We start from the raw sequence: 25742 nt of genomic DNA on the forward strand, positions 1-25742 counted from the left end.
CTAGCTGTGAAGGGGCAAACGCAGGGTAAAACAGCTACCTTCCCCAAGCTCACTTTGCACCGTTAAATTACCACCACAGTTCTGCACAAACTGGCGAGCATCGTATACCCCGATACCCATACCAGCGTTACCCTTAGTCGTGTCAAAGGGTTTAAACAATCGCTCGTTTATAAATTGAGCAGACATGCCGGAGCCAGTATCACTGACGCAGATATCCACCCAATCGTTATTAGTTGTAAGGCTCACCGTCACGCTACCGCTTTTGTCGGTAGCGTCTTGCGCATTTTGGATCAAATTACCAATAATGGCGGAAAAACGCTCGCTATCTACTCGAATTGTGGCATCAGTTACACATGATAATTCAGGTTGCGGTTGTTGTGACTGATGCCGTGCGACTTGTTCTTTTAGCAAGGCGCACAAAGCGACCTGTCGCCGAGACTCAGGGGAGGGCGCACTCTGCTTCAATTGATTCATAATGCGCTGCATCTTTGACACCGCATTGGTCAATGTATCCAGGCTGTCATCAATAAACTCGGGATTATGTTTATGCCTGACAGCGTTAACCACAATGAGATTTAGCTGCGCCACAATGTTTTTCAAATCATGCACTAAAAAAGCAGACATGCGGTTAAACGCATCAAACTGTTTGGATTCTGCTAAGGCTTCCGACGCTTCATGCAGACTAAGAAAAGTCGCAAGCTGATGGGTCACCGTGTTGAAGAGATCCCTGTCTTCCCAATTGATTTCAGGTTCCCCCTCTAGCCGACCTAAGGCAAAAAATCCGGTCAGCTCTTCCCCCTCGATCATCGGCACTAAGGTTTTGATTCCGTACTTGTGCAGCAACGGTACATCGAGCGTCAGTTCCGGGTAACGTTCAGGGTGCTCGGAAAATTCATGCAGGTCGATAATCCAGCGACTTTGCAAACAAAACGCTTCCGCACGGATCACCTCGCTAGCAATAAGTTGCGCTTGTTCCGCAGTAATTGTTCCCAAATGGGCCTGAATAGACAACATACGGTCTGAACGACGTAAAAGGATGCCGGCAGGTGCCTTGGCAACCGTGGCCATTGCATCAAGGGCAGTCTGGTAAATACAAGCGTCATCCGCTCGCTCTGCCAATTTCTGGTTAGTTTTCAACCACTCAATTCGATAATCATAACGGTTGGCATAAAAATGTTTGGTTATAAACACTTGCACTTGGCGGCGCAGTGATTCAGACAAGAACAGAGAAGCCAGCAGAAGCAAAGCTAAAGCAAAAAACAGCACTTGCCCGAGTGTTCCCCACTCACCACCAAAAAAGCGAATGTAATAGCCAACAGCAGCCATCAACAGCAGATACAAACCGGCGCCAAACAGCAAGGTGCTGTGATAAACCACCTGACGAGATACGAAGATCCGCAACGATAGCTGCTTGATGCGTCGAGCAGAGATAAGTAGAAACGGCACAGTAAGGGCAAAGACGACACCTCGTCCGACCCACATCATGAGATCGAGATGATTAAACAGTGTCGCTTCCGCAAACATGGCAAAATCAAATGCAAACTGTGCCCCATAGGCCAAACACAGTGGCTTTAATGCCCACTTTTGCTGCCGATCACCAAAGCGAAAGACTTGCTCAACAATCATTAGACCAACCACAGCAAGTGACAGATGTGCACTAAACAGCACGGTCACTGGCGGAAAACCTAGCTCAGGCATAAAGAGATCCATCACCACCAGCAACAAAGCTAATGGCACAAATATCCGCAATAGCCGACTTTGGGCAATCAGTTGATTCAAATTATCAGACGTTTGTAACAGGCTGCCCAAAAATAAAATGCAGGTAATATAGCGAACGGCGTCCAGCGCTAACATCAAGTGATAGGGAGGGCTTGCAGTCAAACTGGCCACCGCGAGCACTAATGACCAAATCCCGCTAACCAGCGTTGCAACCACCAACAATCGTGCTGGCAACCCCTCTCTACGAGCGGTCAGCTGAAGCCCAAAAAAGAGCAGAAATGCCAAGGCGGCAAAGAGATAGCTGGCTAAATTAATATGAGCCATATCCATGCTGTCATCAACCTCCGATGTATCACAGCAAAACAGCAACGTTAAACGACGTCGATACTAACAGTAATTACTTACCAGCAATATGAGAGCATCTTAGAAACGAGAAGCAATCGTAAATAAACCACAAAATACGTGATTCGAGCGCCGAACCAATAGGTTAGCTAATATCCCATAGCGCCGAAGTCTGCACTACACTGGATATATCGACAAAAAACTGCAGGCATTCTGTGTCGCTCCCACTGTCAAATATCGCAAAAATTGCCATTTTTCTATGCGGTTTACTGTTAATCGCATCTTTGCGTTCAGATGACTTCCTACAAATTTTTTCACCAGCACTGTTTACCAAAGTCAGTGAAGATTATGGTGACGAAGCAGCAGCACGGGTGCGAAAGTTAAAGCGTTTGTTAGAAAGAGGGCAAAATTTAGCCGAAAGGGATAAATTGAAGCTGATTAACAAGCATTTTAACAAAATTGAATTTCGCAGCGATCAAAGCCATTGGGGGAAAGTCGACTACTGGGCCACCCCTATTGAGCTGATTGCGACAGGGGCAGGGGATTGTGAAGACTACTCCATCGCCAAATATTTTTCTCTCCGTGCACTTGGTGTCGCCCCGGAAAAACTGCGGCTAATGTATGTAAAAGCCGTGCGTATTAATCAAGCACATATGGTGCTCACCTATTATCCTGAACCCGACTCAATGCCACTGGTTCTGGACAATTTGACCGATAGTATTTTACCCGCCTCAAAGCGTAAAGATCTTATCCCTGTGTACAGCTTTAATGCGGAAGGGTTATGGCAAAGTAAAGCTTTAAACCAAGGTAAACGTGTTATTGAGAACAGTCAGGCTCCCTGGCACGAATTATTAAACCGAATAGAATCAGGTTATTAAGAGGAATACACCATGTCAGCCACTCCATTAATCAAACGGTTGTTCCTCGGCCCGACTTTTCGCGGTCAGGTGATACGCCTGCTTATCGCCACCAGCTTGCTTGGTTCCGTTGCTTACTTTGCTGTACAACTAAACCAAACCCAACAGTACCTAAAAGCACAGCTCAGCACCCATGCTCAGGACACCGCATACTACTTCGGTATGTGGTGCCGTGACTATGTGGCTGCGGGGGATCTGGCGATGGTAGAAACGCAAGTCAGTAGCTTGGTTGATTCGAACTATATCGTTGAGTTCACCCTAACCGACAAAGCTGGCAAAGAGGTATTAAAAAGGGTCGGAAGTAATCAAATAGAGGGCGTCCCCAGTTGGTTTGTGAATTGGTATGTACTTGAACCCGGCGTAGGTACATCAGAGCTTTACGCCTGGGAAAAACTGGGAGCGATTGAAATAAAAAGTAATACTGGTTTGGCTTACGAATACCTATGGAAATCAGCAAAAAAGAGTTTGTTAGTCGCCCTACTCATCGCCGCTGTTGCATCGCTGATTGGCTACGCTTTGTTGTTTTTCATTGTTCGTCCACTGCGTGCAATCGAAGCTCAAGCCAATGCCATTGCGGCACGCGATTTTTCAAAAATTAGTCAGCTCCCTGGCACGGAAGAGCTTAGAAGTGTCGTTGTAGCGATGAACCGCATGGCGAAAGCGATAGAGAAGAACTTCAAAGCAGTCAGCGAACGTGCCGATAAACTACAAGCCGAAGCCTATATTGATGGCTTAACCCAATTAGGTAATCGTCGCGCCTTTCTCGCTCACCTCAAACAACTACTGAATGATCCAGAGCAACCCAGTGGCGCTTTATGGTTCGTTCACTTAACCGGACTTGAAAGCTTGCAGCAAAGAGCTGGAGCCCCTATTGCCAAAGATCAGGTAAAACGAGTCTGCGAACTGTGTCGCGAGCTCGCTGAGCATTTCGAAGGCATGGCATTTCGCACATCAGAAAGCGAGATAGCAATGGTTGTACCCAGACTCCATCAGCTAGACCAAGACGCCAATAGCCTGAGCACTTCATTGGATGCGCTAGCCCACCCAGAACAGACACAGGGCGTCGCCATCCTTGGTATCTGTGAATATCGTCCCGGTATGGAGTTGAAACAACTACTTGCCAACGCCGACCATGCATTAACACTGGCGGGACAACCAGGCGAGCAGCGATTCCATATACTTGCACCGGAAGAGAATCTGGCGACTGACCAACTGGATATTAGTCAACGACGGGCCAAAATGAGCAGGCTCATCACACCGCCGCAGCTAAAGCTAAGCTGTCAGCCAATTCTTGCTAAAGATGGTCAGCAAGTGCAGATGTTCGAATTACTGTCACGATTCTTTGATGACCAAGGGGCGGCGATGAACACGCCAGATCTATTCGCCGAACTAAGTCGACTGGGTTTGATTGAACAACTTGATCGCGCAGTGATCAAGGAAGCTCTGGAAGTGGCGCGTGTGCATCAAGGCGCTCGGCTAGCCATTAACCTGTCAATGCAAACGATACTCAGCACAGAATTTCTAGCTTGGTTGGCCAACCAGCTTCCCAAAGCCAGAGGTCTTCGTAAACGAATCACCTTTGAACTCAGTGAACATAGTATTCAATTACACATGAAAGCTGCACAGAGCTTTATACAAACAGTCAGAGCACTTGGTCTCAAAGTCACCATAGAGAAATTTGGTGTCAGCACCTTACCCTTTTCCTACCTAAAACAGATCCGCCCCGACCATATTAAAGTGGCAGGTAACTACGTCCATGACATCAACAAAGATATTGAAAACAAAGATTTTATAACAACCCTAATACAGCTGGGACACGGTCTTGACATTGCGGTATTTGCCGAGCAAGTTGAGGATGAGGAAGCGGCGAACACCCTCAAAGAGTTAGGTATCGATGGTCTGCAAGGCTATCTGTTTGGGCAACCTTACTCGGTCGATGAAATAGGCAAATAACCTTATCATCTGCCATAAGTGGATGCGTAAGAAGCCTCCACTAGTTTAATGCTGATGTCCCTGCACCGTTGTCGGAAGGTAACAAGTCATCAGGAACTCGCTTATAAACAACTTCAGATTGGTCGCTGGCTAAACTATCACTGTCAACGACGGTGACAGCAAAAAAATAGTAACCATCATCCAACATATCAACCACTAGTTCTGGTCTTTCGTCGCCGCCAGGCACTTCATCGAGTAGCTCAAGTTTATAGCGGCTTTTGCCATACCAAACTTGATACTTAGCGATTTCCCAGCTTTGTAGCGGTATATGATCTGTACGTGTAGTAGGCGCATCCCAACTTAGTACTGGCAGCTCAACAGGTTGGGGATCTTCTGGCGGCGCAGGATCAACAGGAATAACCACGCCGGGTGAGTTCTCTTCCGGAGTATCAGATCCCCCCCCACCACAGCCAACTAAATTCAGACACGAAAAAACTAATACCGCGGGTAACAGCGGTTTCATCACATTCACAACCGACTTTCCCTGTTAAAAGCCAACAATGGCTAATCTAAGAAATAATAACTATTGCGGTTGTCGACAGCAGGACAAAACACGCTCTACTTCATACAACAGCGCGACCTACCTTCACATGATGCGGCGTTAAATGCAACGCGCCTGAAGATTCGTATCGCTCAAATTGCCACGCATACTCTGGCAAACTTGGAACCACTGTTGATGATCTAGACCCCAATACTGCAGCACCGCACGGCTCATATCATCACTGCTATGTTGCACCAACATGTAACCCCTTTCTCCGTCGTCGCCATCAAGCAACTGTTTTTGATAAGGAGTTGGTGAAATAGAGCAGCTTATTGAAGTCAACTCGCAGTCTTCACAGCGGGTGACCTCAGCAATAAAATCTTTCAACGTATTACGGCATCCATCGAGAGGGTTAAGCTGGAATAGCAATAGACCTTCCCCTTCAATCCCTTTCACTGAGTAGCGAACTCTGGCTTGTGCATAAAAAGGAGTTTGATTTGCCCAGGCAAGTACCCGATCCATAATCAATGCTTCCCCTTCGCTGGAATGCTGCAACGCAAACAACGCGGCCACACCTAGCACACCGTAGACTAACTTCTTGATTTTCATGCTGACATCCTTGCCTAGCCGGTTTTATGAGAGAGATTAAATTGGCAGACGCTCAATTATTCGCCAATTCTATGACCATTGTCCAGCGTTATCACTTATAGGACGGGAAACAGTTGATACAGTCAACATAGGCTTCAAGTTGAAAATATCTTTCCCGCTGCGCCACAAGCTCCAACTCCGGTAACTGCACCTGACAAGCAGCGCTGCCGTTACAGCTATTTTGCCACTGCGTGGCAACCAACTTTCGATACGCTAAAAAATTCGTCTGTGCTTGCTTGATCAGTTTGGCTTCCTGATAACGCTTCTGTGCAACCTTACGCTCCAATACGAAATCGTAAACTCGCTCGACCTCATCACGCCACTCATCGACAACATCAATATAACATTCTGCTAATGAAACTGGCTGCGGATTATTCAAAGGACACGCAGCTTGATATGCATCTAAAGGGTGTGATGGCGGTTGTTCACTATGAAGTAACCCTGAATAAAACAGCATATAGATGCCAAATAACCGAATTAGAAAGTTCATTGCTTATTCCGTAAACAAAACGAGCCATATTTTAGCAAGTTGCGAACACGTGTCACTGATCGCAAATCACGAATTCATATAAAATGTCTGGCACACAAAATGCTTTACTTACCTGACCAGAGGCGGTGATTGACGGTTTTCCGACACCAGTCAATCACCGAAAAAGATGTTAATTTTAGGCCTAAAGTTTGTTTTTTTGCGATGAACTTCAAAATTAACGCGGTTCGATCCTCTGATAGGCGATAGAAAATGTCGGGTTATTGTACAGTTTACGGTAATATTCGTAACAACCTGGCAACACGCGTAATAACTAGAACCATATTCGAGGAGTCTTCCCGTGGTTAAACCGATCTATTTGCTGACATTGCTCTCATGTCTGTTCAGTTTTGCTGCACAGTCGGCGTCGGTATACCGCACCGTAAGTGGCAAAAACGTTCTATCTATCGAACTACTCGAAGATGATTTGATTCATCTAGAGTGGGCGATGAACGGAAATGCATCTTCCGGTCGTATCTATACGTCACCCATGGTGCTGCGCAACGACCATAAAGCTAAACCGATCCCTGCTGGTGGTAACACCTTAAAAACAAAAACACTCTCTATTCGTGTTGATACCTCTTCACTGTGCGTAAAAGTGACGGACATTCGTAAACAGCCAGAATATGAGCTGAGTAATTTTTGTCCGACATCAACCAAGCCTGACAAACTGAGCCTGCAGTTCAGTCGTGAAAATTTCTATCATATCTATGGCCTTGGTGAGCAACATAAGAAACTTGGTGAGATCAACGGTGATCTCAGTGGTCAACGCCGCACACCAGGCAGTGAGTTTGGTAACAAGATGGTCAATCAAGGTGGTGGGGCTGTTGGCAACATGCAAGTTCCCGTCGCCTATTTCCTTGGCCAGGGTATGCAGAACTACGCCCTGTTTCTGGATAACACCTACGCCCAAACTTGGGATTTTTCTGCCGACCCATACAAAGTAGAAACCGGTGGCGATGCGATCCGTGCTTACGTTATCGGTGGCCGTAACTTACAAGACCTGCGTTCTGGTTACCTTGACCTGACAGGGCGCCCACCGGTGCCACCACGGAAGATGTTTGGTTTGTGGATGTCAGAATACGGTTTCGACAACTGGAAAGAGATTGACGTCGCAATGCGCGACCTGCGTGCAGCCAAATTCCCAGTTGATGGTGCATTCCTCGATCTACAATGGTTTGGTGGTATTCGCGAAGGCTCTGAAAACACGAAAATGGGCTCCATGCGTTGGGACAAAACTAACTTCCCTAGCCCCAAATTGCGGATCAAAGAGTACAAAGAGAAATATGGTCTGGGTGTCGTCACCATCGAAGAACCCTACGTTGGCAAACGTCTACCTGAATACCTGACCATGGCCACCAAAGGTTATTTGGTTCGCCAATGCCCCTACCCTTGTGATCCCGTCTATCTGAATTCACAGCCATGGTGGGGTAAAGGCGGCATGCTTGATTACACTCATCTGGAAGGTGCTAACTTCTTCCATGATTGGCGCCGTGAACAGCTAATCAAAGATGGTGTCATGGGCCACTGGACAGATTTGGGTGAACCAGAGCAGTTTGACGTCAACGCTTGGTATGCTGGTGTTGGTATCGGTACTGAAACTCAACACGGTCATCGAGACGTTCATAACCTGTACAACTTGTTCTGGAGCCAGAGCATCGCTGAAGGTTACGCCCGCAATAAGCACACTCAACGCCCATTCATTTTGAGTCGTTCAGGTACTGCTGGTAGCCAACGTTTTGGCACAGCTATCTGGTCCGGTGATATTGGCTCCAACCTGAAAAATCTGGCCGCACACATCAATACCCAGATGCATATGTCGATGTCTGGTTTCGACTATTATGGTTCCGATATTGGCGGCTTCCATCGCAAAGCGCTTGCTGGCGCCAACGCCGATGAGATGTACACCCAGTGGTTAGCGGTCAGTGCAGCAATTGATATTCCAATGCGCCCACACACCGAAAACCTTTGTAACTGCAAAGAGACCAGCCCTGCCAAAATTGGCGATGTAAATAGTAACCGCGAGATCATTCGTCAACGTTACGCACTGTCTCCTTACTACTACTCGCTAGCACACGAAGCCTATCAACGTGGTGCGGCGATCTTCCCTCCGATGGTTTATCACTATCAGGATGATCCCGGCGTTCGCACACTGGCTAACCAGAAGATGATCGGTGATCGGATGATCGTTGCGACCGTTGCTGAAGCCGGTGCAACAGAAGCCTTGGTGTATCTGCCTAAAGGTGAATGGATTGACTTCCACGATCACGAACGCTACCAAAGTGCTGGCGAATGGTTTGGTCCATTCCCACTCTATCGTGAAGGCATCTATCGCCTACCGACCTTCGTTAAAACCGGCACCGTTATTCCACAGATCGTGGTTGATGACACTCTGCTGAATATCGATGGTCTCCGTGGCACTGGCCAGAAGCAAAATACTTTGCTGGTAGTCGCTTATTTAGGTGATGGCAAGCTGAAGAGTAAATTCACACTTTACGAAGACGATGGCGAGTCAGTTAGCTATAAGAATACAGGCAAAGGAACCGTTAACACTGACCTTATCCTCAAGCAACGGAATAACTCGGCAGAGCTAACCATTGCTGAAGGTCGTGGTCGTTACGATGGTATGAAGCCGGGACGCGAAGTAAACGCTATGTTTATTACGCACGGTCAGGAGATCGCCTCCGTTGCCTATCGTAAAGAGCGTTTAAAGCGCTTTGACAGCATGCAAGAGTATAAGCGTGCGGCTCGCGGCTGGTTCCAAGACGGCAACCGTGTCTACGCCAAAGTCGGCGTAATGAAGCTCGCGTTTGTTAATCACATTGAAGTTCGTTGGAAGTAATCCTTTTTTAGGAGCTTAAAATGGCCTTTAAACTAACTCCGCCGGCGCAAGCCGGCGAGTTTGAAGAAGCGAAACGTTACTTCTCCGAGCTCGGAATATGGCATGAAGTAAAGCAACAAAGCGTGGACGGCATTGTCTATTGCTATCGTTGGCGTACTAAACCGATCTCTTTGTCCGAGTCATTGGCTGACGTAACCCATGATCCTGGTGATCTGTATCCCCCTATCGCCCAAGGCGAAATGGAGGCGGCTAAGCACTATTTTCAGGAACTAGGCTTATGGGAAGAGGTCAAACATCAAGATAACAGTAGCTTGGTCTACTGTTATCGGTGGCGAAACGCCCAAAACAAATAGCAATTTTAATAAGGGTGCCATCGGCACCCTTATTTCTAGAGCATAGGGAGAGCAGAATGAGCGAAGGGGTCTGGGGTAATTTCAATATCATGTTGGTGGATGATGAACCGATCACTCGCCACCTATTGAATAGCCTGTTACAGCAATTGGGCTTTCGCTCTATTACTGTCGCCAGCGATGGTGATGAGGCTATTGCCTGCCTAAAAGAGAGCGAATATGACCTCATTCTCACCGATATAGAGATGCCAGGTGTAAACGGTCTAACGCTACTACAAAAGATCCGCTGCGGCGCAACAGAACAACCCAGAAACACCCGTGTCATGGTCATCACCAGCCATGATGAGATGGCAGTGCTTGGCACAGCCATCGCATTGGATGCCGATGCGATCATCAATAAAAGCATTGGTGCTGACCAGTTAAAAACCCGCATCGACCATCTACTACTCGGCCCACAGCCTGAGCTGCGTCCAGCGATCGCTTATGAGATATTAGATACAGAGAAGCCATTACAAATTGATGCCAGCGTAGACGGTATCAACGATGTAGACGGACCAGGCAAGAAGGTTGGATTCGACGCATTAGTGGAAGGGATGCTATTGGCGCAACCGATCCTAAGCGATTCAGGCTATGTTCTCGTGCCCTCCGGCGAGCCGCTCACTTTAGGAAAAATCGGCTTACTGCAGGATCTTCGAGACTACCTGCCAGCATCACACGCTTACATTGTCGATTAACACGCCAGCCAATCATCTAATCGTCCCAGCCTAATCCTTTGGGAATAGGCTGGTGCTTCTTACCTTGAATCGGTTTGAAAAAAGCCTCAATCGCAGCCGCATCGGTGCTGCGATCCCCCGTAAGGTACATAGGCTCAGACAAGCATAAGCGTCGATTACCAAAGTCTAACCCCAATAGAACTAAAGGTACTTTTGCGCCGAGCGCTATGTGATAAAAGCCAGATCGCCAATGGCCAACATGCTTTCTAGTACCCTCTGGTGCCAAACCCAAGACAAATTTCTCATGACGGTCGAAAAGGTCAACCGCGTCCTGCACCACATTACCCCGCTGATGGCGAACCACAGGATAGCCACCCAGCGCACGAAATATCCATCCGAATGGCGGTTTAAACAGCTGATGTTTACCCAGGAATTTAATCTCTAAGCCCAAAGCAAAACGCGCAATGATACAAACAACAAAGTCCCAATTGCTGGTGTGAGGGGCACCTATTAGTAAAAACTTAGGGATGCTTGGCAGATCACCATCAATTCGCCAACCAGCCCGTTTCAATAACCAGCCGCAAAAATTTTGCCACATCAAACCACCCTCACTTCAAAGTCAGCAACAAAATGCTGCTACAACAATAACTTTAGACTTTCTCCAGCCATGTGCGCTGCTTTAACATACACAGTACTTACAGTATGGAGCCGGAAAAATGCGTGACACCCTAACCCATTGGCTAATAAACGCCAACTTCCCAGTGAATCCGTTACTCATTGATGCTCTGCTGATCACTCTGTTATTACTGATAGCAGTCGTGGCGGATCTTATGACCCGCCGCATACTCCTCAAAGCTGTCAGGCAAGTGATCAAACGTAGCCCGATGAAATGGGACGACCTACTGGTCGACTTCAAAGTAATGGAGCATCTGGCGCATCTCGCACCCGCCGTGCTAATGATCTCACTGATACCCAATGCCTTTGCGGATCGGCCCAATAGTGAGCGAATACTCACACTCGTCGTGTCGCTCTATCTATTGTTTGTCATCTGCCGTGGCCTCATGGCTCTACTCAGTGCGCTAGAAGCATTGGCCAGCCGTCATAGCAATAGCAACAAATTGCCATTACGCAGTATTGCTCAGTTAGCGAAGCTGTTCGTATTGCTACTATCACTCATCCTGGGCGCGTCAATGCTAATCGATCGCTCCCCCATGGTACTGCTTAGCGGTTTGGGCGCATTTACCGCAGTGCTGCTGTTGGTATTCAAAGATACGATCCTGGGTTTTGTTGCCGGTTTGCAACTAGCCGCTAATGATATGGTGCGCTGTGGTGACTGGATCGAGGTGAAGAAATTTGGCGCTGACGGCGCAGTACAAGATGTCGGCCTAACCACAGTGAAGGTACAAAACTGGGATAAAACCATCACCACAGTCCCCACTTATGCGCTTTTTTCAGATGCGTTTAAAAACTGGCGCGGCATGGAAGAGTCAAGTGGCCGGAGGATCAAACGCTCACTGCACCTTGATGTACAAAGCATCAAATTTCTTGATGAAGAGACATTCAATGCCCTCAGTGAGATCTCGGTACTCAGCCCCTACTTGGAGCAGAAGCGGACGGAGATAGGCCAATGGCACGACAAGCATCCGTGTAACCATCGGCAATTGACCAATATCGGCACCTTCCGCGCCTACCTTGAACAATACTTAAAGCAACACCCCTTGGTAAACGGTGAACTGACCCTACTTGTCCGACAACTGGCTCCTACCAGTGAAGGCTTACCGATAGAGCTCTACCTGTTCAGCAACGATAAGCGCTGGGCACACTATGAAGCGCTACAGGCTGATCTTTTCGACCATATCTTTGCCATCTTACCTGTGTTCGGACTGAGAGCGTTTCAAGCACCCAGCGGACAAGATTTTCAACGGCTCACTAACTAGGCTTAGCCAGAGCATGGCTCAGTGCTTATGGTCGCCATCATGATGGTGGTGACCATGGTCAGCATCATGATGGTGATGATGTTGATGTTGATGAAGTAACTCACTCGGCAACAGCTCAGCAATAAATGCCCGTGGGCCGTTCCGCAGCAATGAGATCGCATATAGCGCCACCAAAACGCCGAGTGCCAGCCATTGCCACACCGTGGTTTCAGTGTCAGGCAGCCATGGGGGAAGTACCAACCATGGTTGTGCAAACCAACTAATCATTGCCGACAAGCACACCATGGCGACGACCATCGCAAGCGCAATACCCCGACCATGGCTGTGAATAAGAAAGCGCACCAGCGTTAGATTTACCATGGGCCCCAATAGCAAGAACAATAGACCCGCAGCAGGCGAAAGGCCTACAGCCAAGAGCACGGTTACCACAGGCGTTAGCCCGGTAGCACAAAGATGTAACGGTAATGCCAGCAACATCACTAACAGAAACTGTGCCCACAACTGCTCAGCCAGTAGATCCCATCCAGGCGTTGGCGCTAACGTGGCAGCAACCACCAAGCCGACGATCACCCAAGGCGCCGTATGATCAATCAGGTGGGCATAGCCATCAGTAAATGCCTGAAATAGCCGTTTGGCACTATGCTGACGCGGCTCTTCAACCGAAAGCTCCGTTTCAGGCATAGCAACGTTGCGAACAAAACGCCCAACGATCGTCCCTACGAGCAGTGTCAGCGCCAACGCGGCCAATAAACGTATGCCGGTGAACTCCAACCCAAGCAGTGGCAACGACACCAGTAAAGCATCAAAACCAAATACAGGTGATGCGACCAAGAAAGCCAGCGCAAAGCTCGGTGTCGCCCCCTGCTTCAATAACATCGGATAGATACGTGTGGCATCGGGAATACAAACCGGCAACGGTAAGCCCAACAAGGCACCACGCAGCGCCTCAGGCAAACGTCCCGGCCGCGGTGAAAGCCAAAATGCACGCGGGAACAGGTAGTTAATCATCGCCGCAATGGCATAAGCGAGCAATAGCCAAGGTGCGACGCTCAAAGCAAGGTAGAGAAAGCGCCATTGTGCTTCCGGCGCCGCGTCCTGTAAGAGATGATGTATCTCTTCATGATGCTCATGCAGATGGTATCCCAGCCAGCCTGGAAGCAGGATCAATAGCAGGGCAACCACCCCCAGTAGACCACCAACACCGGTCATGGTTGGCGTCGGCTCGGCGCTTTCAACGTGATAGGGCCGATGAAATACCACATGCAAAATGGCGCCAACCACAAATGCCTGGAACCAAGCAAATTGATGACTATCAAGTGCGGTAACCAACTGCTCACCAGCAGCAAACCCAGTGTAAGTGGTCACTGACATAAGGATAATCACCAACCATGCCAGCACTCTCCCGTACTGTGGCCGTAACAGCCACCACACGGTCAAACCCACGGGGATACGATGCAAAACGACACTCAGCGCTAATAACCCATGGGTTTCCGCTTCACCATGATCCACCAGTGCAGCCCCATCACCGAGTGCATGCAACGCTAGGCCAAGCACCCCGACCAACAGGGTGGCATTATGCATCTGCAGTGCAGCGCGGCGAAATAAGTTCTCAAATAGAGTCGGACCGAACAGCCCAAGAGCAACCAACAGCAGTACTTGCCAGCCGCCAGCATGGATAACCTCTGGCAGTATATGGAACAACACCAGACCGCCGACCACAACAAACACGAAGCTGTCCGTCAATGCCAGCCAACCGGGATGACGTCGTACCCACGCATACAAAGGTGGGCCGGCCAATAGCGCCAATATACTAATAACCAACATCATGATTCGTCTTTGAGACCTTGAGCGCTTGCGCTATGAGATATTTACAGGGGCTTGGAAAGGCAGTTCCAGGGTGAATGATGAACCGAAGCCCTGACGCGTTTCCAAACTTAACTTACCACCCAGCGGACCTGCTGCCAGATTATAGCTAATACTGAGGCCGAGCCCCGTACCACCAGCAGCGCGGGCAGTGGTAAAGAAAGGATCAAAGACTTGAGCCGCCACCTCGGCTGACATACCGCAGCCATCATCCTGCACTTTGAGGCGCGCGCGCTGGCTGTGATCATCAAAACTCAGCACCAAACGGATAGTGCCTTGTTGGCCAGCTTCATAGCCATGCTTCTGGGCATTCAATACCAGATTAATAACCGCTTGAGCTACCGCGCTGGGATAACTATCAATCTCCACATCGCGGTCATAATGAAACTGCAGTTCAACCTGCGAATCGCGGAAACGGGGCTGAATGCTATCGAGAACTTTCTGAATATACTCCGCAAGCAGAAAGCGTCGACGCTCCCCTTGTGTCTGATCGGCAGCAACCTGACGGAAGCTCTGCAACAGATGCACAGCGCGGTCGGTATTAAATTGGATCAGATCCAGCCCCTTCAGGCCATCTTCTAATGCTTGCTCCAGCTGGCCGGGAGACAAGCGTTGCTCCTTAAACTGATATTGCATCCGCGTCATCTGCTCCCGCAAATGGGACACAGCCGTCACCACCACGCCCATCGGCGTGTTCACCTCATGGGACACACCAGCCACCATACTGCCAAGGGCCGACATTTTCTCCGACTGCACCAGCTCGCTTTTTGCCAGTTCAAGATCATCTAATGCTCGGGATAACTCGTCGCGCTGCACGACCAGATCCATCTCTACCTGTTCCATAGGACGGGTAAATCGTGCGCGAATAAATCGATCAGTTACGGCACCAATAATGGCGACTAACAGCACCACACTGATGTTAACAACTAATTGCCAACGCAATTCATCCAGCATCGCTAGCGGACTGGAGCTATAAACGAAATACCAAGGCGCATGTTCAAACTGACGCAGCATCACCAAATCACCGTCCATCCGCTCTAACTTGCGGGTACGGCTGGCGGCCATCTCATGTAACTGCAGTAACTGACCATCATCAAATAGCGGCGCATCGGGATCATCGTCCAGTTGGCGTCCACTGGCCAGCAGTTGCACGGGCGGCTGCAGGTTAATCACGCTCAAAGTGGATGCTGGCCCTTCCAATGGCGAAACAAAGCGCTCCAAGAAGTCCAACGTTACATCAGCTCCCACCAAAGCAGGATAGCGGCCACCAGAATTCACTGGCTGCAAATAACTAACTCTCAGATCCTGCGCACGAGAATCAAGATAGGGACGTGTCCAATACGCTTCAGCACCTTGTTGTAACCAGACTTGGGGGGGGCGGAGCACACTGTTGATCAAACGATAACGAACCTCACCATCACGGGGGCCCGGTTGAAAATCATGCCAGTCCAATGGCGGATAGATAAATGAAAATCCGGCATCAGGGTTATGGTAGAAGGCTTGCACAGCTGCCGGCTCTACTAGAGGGGCAGACACCAAAAGATCGGCCATCTTTAATGCCGCATTGGCTTCTTGTAGGTATTCCGCGTTATCCGCTTCAAACTCGCCCGCACCAAAAAAGCTCCAAGGACGGTTGTAATACTCTTTGTTGCTAAGCTGAAAATGCGTAGAAGATTGAACCAGATGAGACTCAAGCTGATGCAAAGGTAAGCCTACCGGGGTTTCTTTCCCTAACAGGTATTGCTGACCTAACGCACGCACGTAGTACGTGGTGTTTTCCAATCGATTATTGAGAGATAAAAAACGTTCTTGAAAGGATGATTCGACCGAGTGGCGCAGGTCCTTAATATCATTGCGAAAATCAAACCAAGAGATAGCCACAGTAATCAATACCAGCACGGTATAAGCCATGCGGTACATTCTTAACTGTCGACGACAAAGGCGCGCTAACGGCGCCGGATCCTTGATCATAATTAGAGCCACATCACATTCTGGTCAAGGAGTATAACGCTATCAGCAGAAGCCTCAACTTTTTGCGCAGGCAAAAAGCGTAACTTTGTTTGATAAAAGAGGTTCAACAGCACTAAGCACCCAAACAAGAGATTATTAACATTTTAGCAACCCCATACTACGGCCAACAACTTGATTTGGCGATACCTAATGTGGTGCAACGAAATTTGAGATACAGCAAAAGCGTGTAATTCAACTCCAAGCCCATCAGATAATGCGGGAAAATTGCCGCTGTCTGAGCTGTTGCTGCATGTAAGCATCAAAACACATGCATATACTTCGGATAAGCAGTCTTCCCGGCGGTTTAACAACCATTTTCTGCTCAGAAATAGCAAGCAAACCATCATCGGCTAGCGGCATCAATGCAGTCAGTGCGGTGCTGAAATACTCAGTGAAGGCAATATCCCAACGCGCTTCAATATCGACGAAGTTCAATTCAAAGTTACAGATCAGCGCTTTGATAACATCGCGCCGGATCAAGTCGTCTCGGTGCAAAGACACGCCTTTATGTAGCGCGTCCCCACGCTCATCAAGTTGCTGATAATAATGCTTTAGTTCACGCTGATTCTGGACGTAGCAATCGCCGATCTGACTGATTGACGAAACCCCCAAACCCAAAAGATCACACTCACCATGGGTGGTATAGCCTTGAAAATTTCTATGCAATGCACCGCTACGTTGTAATTTCGCCAGCTCATCATCAGGTTTCGCAAAGTGATCCATGCCAATGAACTGATAGCCTTGCGCCGTTAGATACTCGATGCTTTGCCGAAACATCGCCATCTTTTCTGCTGGCTCAGGCATGGCGGTCTCGTCGATCTTACGCTGTGCCGCAAAGCGCTCTGGAAGGTGCGCATAGTTAAAGACAGACAAACGATCTGGATCCATCGCAAGCGTCTGCTCTAATGTCTTGGCAAAACTCGACGCCGTCTGATGCGGAAGGCCATAAATAAGATCCAGGTTTACCGACGACATCCCCTGAGTTCGTGCTTCAGCCACTAACGCATGAATAAACTCATTGTCTTGCTCTCGATTAACCGCTTGTTGCACCACAGGATTAAAATCCTGGACGCCAATACTGATGCGGTTAAATCCTTCTGCTGCCAAATGAGACATCATAGAAAGTGGGATCTCTCTGGGATCGACCTCTATTCCCTGTTCTATCGATGGCGAAAAAACAAAATGTCGCCTTAACATCGCCATCAAGCGACTCATCTGCTCAGCAGATAAGAAGGTCGGCGTCCCCCCGCCAAGGTGTAACTGTTTCACCTCATAGTGCTGAAACTGAGGACCACGAGTTGCCATTTCTCGCTCGAGGAAATCGAGATAAATGTCAGCCTTATGTGGGTGGCGAGTGATCACCTTATTACAGCCACAGTAGTAGCAAAGCTTATGACAAAATGGGATATGCACATAAAGTGACAAGCTGCTGCGTTCACTGCGCGCGATCGCTTTCACCAAGTCATCCGCGGCAAACCCCTCTTTAAACTCCAATGCGGTTGGGTAAGAGGTGTATCTAGGACCGGTCAGATTATACTTGGCAATCAGGGCTTGATCCCAAATCGGGGTTGGCGTGGTCACGGATCTTCTCCAGCTCTCAGTAAAACGATATCAACGATTAATCTTCTGCCAGCCACAAGACTCTAGGCGTGCAGCAACTCCGCAGGTAAGCCTCGCAGCATCGAAAGTTCAGGCATTATCGCGTCAGCCAACGATTCCTCGTCCCGCATCCGCTGCAGATCCATACGCATAATCTCGTTACGCTTGTACTTCTTCCGCGCCTCATGGGTAGGCAAGTGTTTCACTCGATCATACAAGGCATGCAAATTTGGATAGCGCTCAACAAAATTGATCGTAACGCCAACGGGGCGCAAATGATCCAACAGCACGCAAAGGCGAATGGCTGCCTCCGACAACTCACACTGCTGCTGTTCTGCGGCCATCGCAATCGTATAAATACTCTCAAGCAAACGTGCATTTTTTCGCTCAACAGTCTGGCGTTGTTCATCCTGTTGCTGCTTCAGCAAATAGAGCAGGCGCCCCGCATAAACCGCCAATCCCAAAATAATCAACAGGCCAACAGCACCTGAAAACCACAACATCAGGGACATTAATCCTCATCCTTCTGAAACTGTTTTAACAATGACTCACCCTGATTAAAGTTATTCCACAGCTCGTCTTCCGAAGAGGCCGGTGCTGCGCCGGTATCTTCCGGTTCCTCTTCGTCGGTGATCCCAAGCGCAGCACTGAGGCGCTCATGTTCGGCGACATAATGATCGAAATTCGTTTGTTGCTCGCCAGATAGGGCTTTACCTTCATCAACCAGATCGAGCAGCTGGTTAAACACCGGATCTTGTTCCAACAGATCCAACGCAGTCTCAAGCTCATCCAGAGATAAGCTCTCAATATCAACAACCTCACGGGTCTGCGTATCAATTACCGGCACAGCGGGCTTACTCGGTTTCTTCACCGCTTGCGGCTGCTGTACTGGCTTAGTTTCCGCAGGAGCTAGAGCAACCGGCTTCTTACTTCCCAGTTTTTCAGCCACGGCATCATCTAACTTGGCCTGTCCACTACCCGCGCCTTTGCTGGCCTTATTTGACTCTAAGACCTGCCGATGGCCCGCTTTTAAGCCTTTGCGGTTTTTCGCGCGTTTTTGTAGCTTACTTCGCTCCTCTTTGGCGATCGCTTTCGGTTTCAGCGATGGCGCTAGGGAACCAACTTTTCTCGTTTTACGCTTACGGCTCATGGTGCTCTCAACACAGGGAAAGAAATACCAGCGTATTGTAACCGATCAGCCGCAATTGCGGTTACTTTGAAATGGGAACGATAAAGGAGAAACATTTGTTGCGGCTAAAACAGGAAAAATTCGAGGGTAACGACTTGAAAAACAGGCAATAAAAAAGGCGGAACGCCCGCCTTATTAATCGGCCACGTCAGTATGGCCAAACAATCTTTATCAACAATCCTTGCTGTATATGGGAGACATCCTGGTCACATCCCTATTTTTTTTGTCGGCTTCCATGCTTTGGTTCTTTTTCTTCTTTTTAAATGCTTCCTTTCACGTCTGAGCAAACACAGTGTGCCGCTCAAAAACCGTGTGGGTTTAAATAAACCCGTGTGCAGCGCTTCCCCGCTTGCTGGTCATGCATTCTTCATTGATGCTTTGACCTGAATATCTTTCAAAGATCATCCTGATCTGATTTTGTTTCCCTGAGTCGGGTAATACTGTAGTCCAGTTGAGTAATAACTCAAGAATGAAACGCAACATTTCCATAACATTGATTACATTTTGCCACCTAGCGCACACTTTCTGAACAACACAGGTGCAAACGGCTATTTAGCCTCAACTGTTGGTACGGGAAGCGCCAACAAATAACTGACCGTTGCGTCGTATCTATCAACAGACTTATGCATGCCGGCATGCAGCAAATATTTCCCACGGATCAACAGCGCCGGTACGCCAGGAATAGGCAGCGCTTCAAGCACGCTCCGGTCGGCTTCCAGCTGCTGATTGGTATGGGTTGCCAGGTAGCTGCGCCTTACATCATTTTCATTAAAGCCACGCTCTGCAAACCAGGTTATCACCCCCGCTTCATCGGCGAGTAGTTCGGGGAAATCTCTTGCTTGTTCAAATAGCTCAAGGTGCAAGCGTTCGAACTGTTCACTCTCGGCGGCAATGTAAAACGCTTTCGCTGCTGGTCGCCATTCAGGGCGCATCACTACCGGCATATATTGCCACTTAAGCCCAGGCGAACCCGCCAGATGCGCCTTACGATAAGGAATATATTGCTGCGACGATGGCGCACCGTACCAAAAAAACTCCACCACATCGGCATCCAGAGTGATGTTGTCCGGCAAATTGACTGTCAGATAGTCCTGGCCATTTTTTGGCATTGCCGTCACCCCGAAAGAGAGCAACCCAAGCCACACAGATAAAGCGTATACAGTGATCAAACGTCGCACATGCTGCTCCTTATTTAAGCCTGTCATACGTCATAGCAATGGTGTCAGACGATGTAGCCAGAATCAAAAAAGGCGACTCAATGCCGCCTTTCAATCAATCGCTGCAACTATTTAGCTTAATGCAAGCCAGCCAGATATTTGGATAAGATCTCGATCTCTTCATCTGTCAGCTTCATTGCTACATCGCGCATCATGGCATTCATATCGTTAGCACGATCCCCTGAGCGGAATTTTTCTAACTGCGCTTTCGTATAATCGGGGTGCTGTCCAGAAATCGCAGGGAACTTAGCTAGACTAGAACCAACACCACGGGGGCCATGGCACGCTAGGCACGCAGGCAACCCACGCTCAGGATCGCCACCACGAAAGAGCTGGTGACCCACTTCAACCACATCTTCAGGGGTCGCACCAGGTGTTGCTGTCAGACTAGCAAAATAAGCAGAAAGGTTGGCAATGGCGGCATCATCCAATGGCATCGCCATACCACTCATCACTGGGTCATAGCGCCCCTCTTTACCCGCGCTCTGCATGCCTAACTTAAATTCATGCAACTGCTTCTCCAGGTAGCTGGCATGCTGGCCCGCTAGTTTCGGGTAGATAGCGACAGTGGAGTTACCATCAACGCCATGACAAGCCGCGCAAGTTGCAGCTGCCGCCTTGCCCGCTTCAATATCACCCTCTGCATAAGCTGCAGAGATGGAACCTACCAGAGCTGTAAAAACTATCAGGAATCTTTTCATTAGTGACCTAATCCATCTTTCTCGTCCGCTAAAGCTGCGGGACGTGGTACACTTTGCGTGCTTATTATCGTAATCCGGTCATTTTACACCAAATTCACAAAAAGTAACCCGTTGCCCGGAGGCCATTTGTGCAGCCCTTCAAGCTAAATTTTCGTAATGCCAGTTTTATCACTAGTGCCGCCAAGATCAGTCAGTTGACTTCAGATGGCGGTGCCGAGGTAGCATTTGCTGGCCGTTCCAATGCTGGCAAGTCTAGCTCAATGAATACCCTCTGCGTGCAAACAAATCTGGCACGCACCAGTAAAACACCTGGCCGAACCCAGCTGATTAACCTATTCGACATCGGCCAAGACTGCCGTTTAGTTGATCTGCCAGGTTACGGCTTTGCCAAAGTGCCACTGGAACTTAAAGAGAAGTGGCAGCTCGCGCTAACCGAATATCTGGAGAAACGCGAATCGCTCTGCGCTGTGGTTGTGCTGATGGATGTTCGCCATCCGCTGAAAGAGGTCGATCAAATGCTGCTACAGTGGGCGGTCGCCAGCGATCTACCGGTACTGGCCTTGCTAACTAAGTGCGACAAACTCAAGTCAGGCGCTCGCAAGGCGCAGCTGTTGAAGGTTCGCGAGGCGATCACTGTGTTTGGTGGCGATATTCAGGTTGAACTGTTTTCATCACTGAAAAAACTGGGGGTAGAGCACCTATCACAGTTTATTGAAACCCAATGCTACAGGCACTTACATGGTGATGATGAAGCTACAGGGGAAGAGAGCGTATCTGCCCAGAGCAATGAAACCTAACCAGCCCAGACAGCCGCGACTCACGCGCGACGCATAAAAAAAGCCCATCCGAGAGGATGGGCAGCTAATAAAAAGCTAGGGAGTCTTGAAAGGAAGCACTTTCCAATGCACTAGTTGAGACTCACTCCTATGAAAAAAGTTCTGCTTTTCACCTAAAAAAATGATGTTTTTTTAACCGCATTCACGCCGCCTTACTCCACACATCTTTAATCACCCATAAAATCAATGAGCTACGCAAGATCGTCATATTAAGGACATAAAAATGTAATTTAATTACATAAAAGATGCCCAATAGACACTATTTAGGCAAAAAAAAGCCGGTTGCACTGAGTGCATCCGGCGAATAAAGCTTTGGGGAGAAGCTAATGTTCCCAGACCCCTTAGGGTCAAAGCCAACAACAAGGTTATTAGCTTGAGAGCACTATAAAGGCGCTTTTTTTCAATTTAAAGTTAAAACTCTAACAGTTGAACGCTTGTTTGATATAGCGCAATTTATGGCTATAGAATGGCTTATAGCGGGGGGTTTCAGGCAAAAAAAACTCCGACACTGACGTATCGGAGTAAGAATTCAACAGTTTCAACAAGCTGAAACCAAAAGGTCTGTAAGAATGAACATCTTACCTCTGTACCCTACGCCTACTAATGTACCAAACGCGCAGTTAACATGAAAGTAATTTATGTAATAAAATTCCTAATATTGCTTTATTAATAGCCAAGCAATAACTAATGTGCTTGATCCCAATTATCACCAATCCCAGCTTCAACCAATAGCGGCACATCCAGCTCAACAGCATCACTCATTAGCTGACTCAATGTTTTTGCCAACGCATCCGCTTGCGCTTGCTCCACCTCAAACACCAATTCATCGTGAACCTGCATCACCATCACTAACCGTTGTTTACCTTCAGTTTGGATCCAATGGTCCACCTTCAGCATCGCCAGCTTGATGATGTCAGCTGCCGTTCCCTGCATCGGCGCGTTGATCGCCGCACGCTCAGCCGCCTTCTTTCTCGCCATGTTGCGCGCCTTAATATCAGGCAGATGTAAACGACGACCAAACAGGGTTTCGACATAGCCCTGCTGCTCCGCCTCTTTTCGGGTGCGCTCCATATACTCAAGTACGCCAGGATAGCGTTCAAAGTAGGTATCCATATAGGATTGTGCTTCATGTCGCGGGATCCCAAGCTGTTTACTCAAACCAAAAGCGGACATACCGTATATCAAACCAAAGTTGATCGCTTTCGCCCGCCGACGCTGTTCAGTAGTCACCTCGTCAAGCGTGACACCAAACACCTCAGCGGCAGTCGCCTTGTGCACATCCAGCCCCTCTTTGAAAGCTTTGAGCAAGCCAGCGTCTTTCGACAGGTGCGCCATGATCCGCAGTTCAATTTGCGAATAATCAGCCGCGACGATCACACGACCGGCCGGGGCGATAAACGCCTGACGCACCCGGCGACCTTCAGCGGTACGAATAGGGATATTCTGCAGATTAGGATCGGAGGAGGAGAGGCGCCCCGTGGCTGTTACCGCTTGATGGTAAGAGGTATGGACCCGGCCGGAGCCAGCATTCACCATCCGCGGCAATTTATCGGTATAGGTAGACTTCAACTTAGCAAGACCACGATACTCGAGGATCAGCTTTGGTAAGGGGTAATCCAACGCCAACTCTTGTAGTGTCTCTTCTGCTGTAGAAGGCGCCCCCTTCGGGGTCTTTTTCAGTACTGGCAAGCTCAGCTTATCAAACAAGATCGCCTGCAGCTGTTTCGGCGAAGACAAGTTAAACTCTTCGCCAGCAACGGCAAACGCTTCTTTTTCTAGTTCCGCCAAGCGAATACCTAGTTCATCGCTTTGCCCTGCCAACATGGCACTGTCAATCAGCACGCCATGGCGTTCCATCCGCGACAATACCGGTACCAATGGCAACTCAATATCATTGAACACCTTGGTCAACGATGCGTCTGCTTCAACCTTTGGCCAAATAGTCTGATGCAAGCGCAACGTGATATCAGCGTCTTCCGCCGCATAAGGAGCGGCCTGATCCATCTCAATCTGATTAAAGGTAAGCTGCTTCGCCCCTTTACCAGCCACCTCTTCAAAGCTGATCGCTTTATGACTGAGATACTTCAGTGCCAGGCTGTCCATATCGTGCCTGCCGGCAACACTGTTGAAGACGTAGGATTCAAGCATGGTATCGAAGGCGATCCCCGCCAGCTCGATGCCATGATTAGACAACACCGCCAAATCATACTTCAGGTTTTGCCCAACTTTCAGGATCTTGGGATCCTCCAGAACCGGTTTCAGCAGCGGCAGGATGTCAGCCAACGAGAGTTGCACTGGCGCCCCCAAGTAATCATGTCCCAGCGGCAGGTAAGCCGCTTCGCCAGGCGCAACGGCAAAGGAGATACCCACCAATTTCGCTTCTTGTACATCAAGACTGGTTGTTTCGGTGTCAATGGCAAACAAAGGCGCTGCGGCAAGTTTCTCCAACCATGGCATTAGATCAGCTTTCGTGAACAGGGTCTGATAACCACTGCGATCAATCGCTGCCGCACTGGATGCCGGACTATCAGTCACTGGATTGGCTTGCTCACCCTCACCATCGAGGATCTCAGCCAACCAGCGACGAAACTCCATCTGGCCAAACAATTTTACCAAAGCATCTTTGTCTGGCGCTGTCCGCGTCAGTTGTTCAGGCAGTTTTTCTAACGGCACATCAAGCTTAATGGTTGCCAACTTATACGACATATCTGCCGCCGCCTGGTTATCACGCAGCTTAGTCGGCATGGTTTTGGCACCACGGAAACCAAGTGTGGCCACCGCATCGGGATCGGCATACAACGCATCAAGCCCGCCAATACCTTGCAACATGGCCAGTGCCGTCTTTTCACCCACACCTGGCACACCCGGTATGTTATCGACCTTGTCACCCATTAAGGCCAGAAAATCGATGATCAGCGTCGGCGGAATACCATATTTCTGCTCCACTTCAACAGGACCCATCACGGTGTCAGTCATGGTGTTGATCAGTGTGACGTGCTCATCCACCAACTGCGCCATATCCTTATCGCCAGTGCTGATCAAAGTATGTCGCCCTTCGGCTGCAGCTTGTCGGGCAAGCGTGCCAATGACGTCATCGGCTTCGACCCCATCCACCATCAACAGCGGTAGCCCCATATTTCGAATAATTTCGTGCAACGGAGCGATCTGGCAGCGCAAATCATCTGGCATCGACGGTCGCTGGGCCTTGTATTCCGGAAACATATCATCACGGAAAGTTTTACCCTTGGCGTCAAACACCACAGCAATATGCGAAGGATCGAACTGTTTCAGTAACGAGCGCAACATATTAACCACACCATAAACCGCTCCCGTTGGCTCACCGGCTGAATTGGTCAAATGCGGCGGCGAATGATAGGCGCGATAAAGGTAAGAAGAGCCGTCAACAAGAACAAACGGATTGGCCGGGATCGTGGTCATGGGTCACTCTATAGTTTGATGGAGAGCAGCAAGGATGCCATAGCTTGAATAGTCGTTGTAGTTTAACAAGGCTTTGGCATGAAATGACGATTGAAATCGCTCGCTGCGCAGGAAATTTGTGGATAACTCTGTGTGGGAAATAGTAAACCCTCCGTCGGCATGGCCTACAGAGTAGCTATAAAAATAAAAAATATACGACTAAAAACAGCAGCTTAGGTAAGATGATCGAGCAATTCCTAGCTCTCGATGTGATTCCGTTTTTGCTGTGAATAACATTTTATTAGTACTGCGGAGAAGGCGGTCAATAATTAACCAGCATCACAGTAGCGAAAGAGATTACCACATCAGATTTTCATTGCCAGATCCTAATGGAGGTTTTTTAATAGAAATTTGAGACGTGTCATATCGAAAAATTACATACT

Annotated in this window: 20 protein-coding genes; 7 read left to right on the forward strand and 13 right to left on the reverse strand. The window is 48.8% G+C overall.

Annotated features, from left to right (window positions below; all coding sequences use genetic code 11):
• Positions 1–2049 (reverse strand): XrtA/PEP-CTERM system histidine kinase PrsK, encoded by a 2049-nt coding sequence (prsK, locus tag DU002_RS17230; protein ID WP_114339690.1) that lies wholly within the window; start codon positions 2047–2049, stop codon positions 1–3.
• 227 nt (positions 2050–2276) lie between these two features.
• On the opposite strand from prsK, the gene DU002_RS17235 reads away from it, so the two are divergent.
• Together DU002_RS17235 and DU002_RS17240 are read left to right on the forward strand one after the other, a co-directional pair.
• Positions 2277–2939, forward strand: coding sequence for a transglutaminase-like cysteine peptidase (locus DU002_RS17235; RefSeq protein WP_233496534.1), 663 nt, complete (start codon positions 2277–2279; stop codon positions 2937–2939).
• Between the two features lie 12 nt (positions 2940–2951).
• Positions 2952–4931: a bifunctional diguanylate cyclase/phosphodiesterase gene (locus DU002_RS17240; RefSeq protein WP_114339691.1), complete on the forward strand. Its 1980-nt coding sequence runs from the start codon at positions 2952–2954 to the stop codon at positions 4929–4931.
• Positions 4932–4971: 40 nt separating this feature from the next.
• On the opposite strand, the gene DU002_RS17245 is transcribed toward DU002_RS17240, so the two are convergent.
• The 3 genes from DU002_RS17245 to DU002_RS17255 all read right to left on the reverse strand — a co-directional run bounded on the left by DU002_RS17245 (position 4972) and on the right by DU002_RS17255 (position 6589).
• Positions 4972–5442: a hypothetical protein gene (locus DU002_RS17245; RefSeq protein ID WP_114339692.1), complete on the reverse strand. Its 471-nt coding sequence runs from the start codon at positions 5440–5442 to the stop codon at positions 4972–4974.
• A gap of 129 nt (positions 5443–5571) precedes the next feature.
• Positions 5572–6060: a hypothetical protein gene (locus tag DU002_RS17250; protein WP_114339693.1), complete on the reverse strand. Its 489-nt coding sequence runs from the start codon at positions 6058–6060 to the stop codon at positions 5572–5574.
• A 91-nt stretch (positions 6061–6151) separates the two neighbouring features.
• On the reverse strand, positions 6152–6589 hold the full coding sequence (locus DU002_RS17255) for a hypothetical protein (RefSeq protein ID WP_114339694.1): 438 nt from the start codon (positions 6587–6589) through the stop codon (positions 6152–6154).
• A 337-nt stretch (positions 6590–6926) separates the two neighbouring features.
• Here DU002_RS17255 and DU002_RS17260 point away from each other — a divergent pair, with 337 nt between their 5' ends.
• The 3 genes from DU002_RS17260 to DU002_RS17270 are packed head-to-tail and all read left to right on the forward strand — an operon-like array spanning position 6927 to position 10551.
• Positions 6927–9467, forward strand: coding sequence for a TIM-barrel domain-containing protein (locus DU002_RS17260; RefSeq protein ID WP_114339695.1), 2541 nt, complete (start codon positions 6927–6929; stop codon positions 9465–9467).
• Positions 9468–9487: 20 nt separating this feature from the next.
• Positions 9488–9820 carry a hypothetical protein gene (locus tag DU002_RS17265; RefSeq protein ID WP_114339696.1) on the forward strand — a complete coding sequence of 111 codons (333 nt, stop codon included), beginning with the start codon at positions 9488–9490 and terminating at the stop codon, positions 9818–9820.
• Between the two features lie 56 nt (positions 9821–9876).
• Positions 9877–10551 carry a response regulator gene (locus DU002_RS17270; RefSeq protein ID WP_114339697.1) on the forward strand — a complete coding sequence of 225 codons (675 nt, stop codon included), beginning with the start codon at positions 9877–9879 and terminating at the stop codon, positions 10549–10551.
• 16 nt (positions 10552–10567) lie between these two features.
• Here the strand turns inward: DU002_RS17270 and DU002_RS17275 are convergent, their stop codons facing one another.
• Complete coding sequence (locus DU002_RS17275) at positions 10568–11128, reverse strand: lysophospholipid acyltransferase family protein (RefSeq protein ID WP_114339698.1); 561 nt, start codon at positions 11126–11128, stop codon at positions 10568–10570.
• A gap of 118 nt (positions 11129–11246) precedes the next feature.
• Here DU002_RS17275 and DU002_RS17280 point away from each other — a divergent pair, with 118 nt between their 5' ends.
• Positions 11247–12467, forward strand: a complete 1221-nt coding sequence (locus tag DU002_RS17280) for a mechanosensitive ion channel family protein (RefSeq protein ID WP_114339699.1) — start codon at positions 11247–11249, stop codon at positions 12465–12467.
• 18 nt (positions 12468–12485) lie between these two features.
• On the opposite strand, the gene DU002_RS17285 is transcribed toward DU002_RS17280, so the two are convergent.
• The 7 genes from DU002_RS17285 to DU002_RS17315 all read right to left on the reverse strand — a co-directional run bounded on the left by DU002_RS17285 (position 12486) and on the right by DU002_RS17315 (position 21046).
• A complete protein-coding gene (locus DU002_RS17285; protein WP_114339700.1) occupies positions 12486–14294 on the reverse strand; it encodes a permease in 1809 nt (602 codons plus the stop codon).
• A gap of 30 nt (positions 14295–14324) precedes the next feature.
• Positions 14325–16301: a sensor histidine kinase gene (locus tag DU002_RS17290; RefSeq protein ID WP_114339701.1), complete on the reverse strand. Its 1977-nt coding sequence runs from the start codon at positions 16299–16301 to the stop codon at positions 14325–14327.
• A gap of 246 nt (positions 16302–16547) precedes the next feature.
• Positions 16548–17888 carry an oxygen-independent coproporphyrinogen III oxidase gene (gene hemN / locus DU002_RS17295; RefSeq protein ID WP_199405270.1) on the reverse strand — a complete coding sequence of 447 codons (1341 nt, stop codon included), beginning with the start codon at positions 17886–17888 and terminating at the stop codon, positions 16548–16550.
• A 95-nt stretch (positions 17889–17983) separates the two neighbouring features.
• Positions 17984–18451, reverse strand: a complete 468-nt coding sequence (locus DU002_RS17300; protein WP_233496535.1) for a DUF2489 domain-containing protein — start codon at positions 18449–18451, stop codon at positions 17984–17986.
• Positions 18451–19089: a GTPase-activating protein gene (locus DU002_RS17305; protein ID WP_114339703.1), complete on the reverse strand. Its 639-nt coding sequence runs from the start codon at positions 19087–19089 to the stop codon at positions 18451–18453. The genes DU002_RS17300 and DU002_RS17305 overlap by 1 nt, the downstream gene beginning before the upstream one ends.
• A gap of 587 nt (positions 19090–19676) precedes the next feature.
• On the reverse strand, positions 19677–20306 hold the full coding sequence (locus DU002_RS17310) for a thioredoxin domain-containing protein (RefSeq protein ID WP_114339704.1): 630 nt from the start codon (positions 20304–20306) through the stop codon (positions 19677–19679).
• 116 nt (positions 20307–20422) lie between these two features.
• Positions 20423–21046 carry a c-type cytochrome gene (locus tag DU002_RS17315; RefSeq protein WP_114339705.1) on the reverse strand — a complete coding sequence of 208 codons (624 nt, stop codon included), beginning with the start codon at positions 21044–21046 and terminating at the stop codon, positions 20423–20425.
• A gap of 128 nt (positions 21047–21174) precedes the next feature.
• Here DU002_RS17315 and yihA point away from each other — a divergent pair, with 128 nt between their 5' ends.
• Positions 21175–21843 carry a ribosome biogenesis GTP-binding protein YihA/YsxC gene (gene yihA, locus DU002_RS17320; RefSeq protein WP_114339706.1) on the forward strand — a complete coding sequence of 223 codons (669 nt, stop codon included), beginning with the start codon at positions 21175–21177 and terminating at the stop codon, positions 21841–21843.
• 723 nt (positions 21844–22566) lie between these two features.
• Here yihA and polA read toward each other — a convergent pair.
• Positions 22567–25320, reverse strand: coding sequence for a DNA polymerase I (gene polA / locus DU002_RS17325; protein WP_114339707.1), 2754 nt, complete (start codon positions 25318–25320; stop codon positions 22567–22569).
• Positions 25321–25742: the final 422 nt, after the last annotated feature.

It is taken from the genome of Corallincola holothuriorum (genome assembly GCF_003336225.1).
GTDB lineage: Bacteria > Pseudomonadota > Gammaproteobacteria > Enterobacterales > Neiellaceae > Corallincola > Corallincola holothuriorum.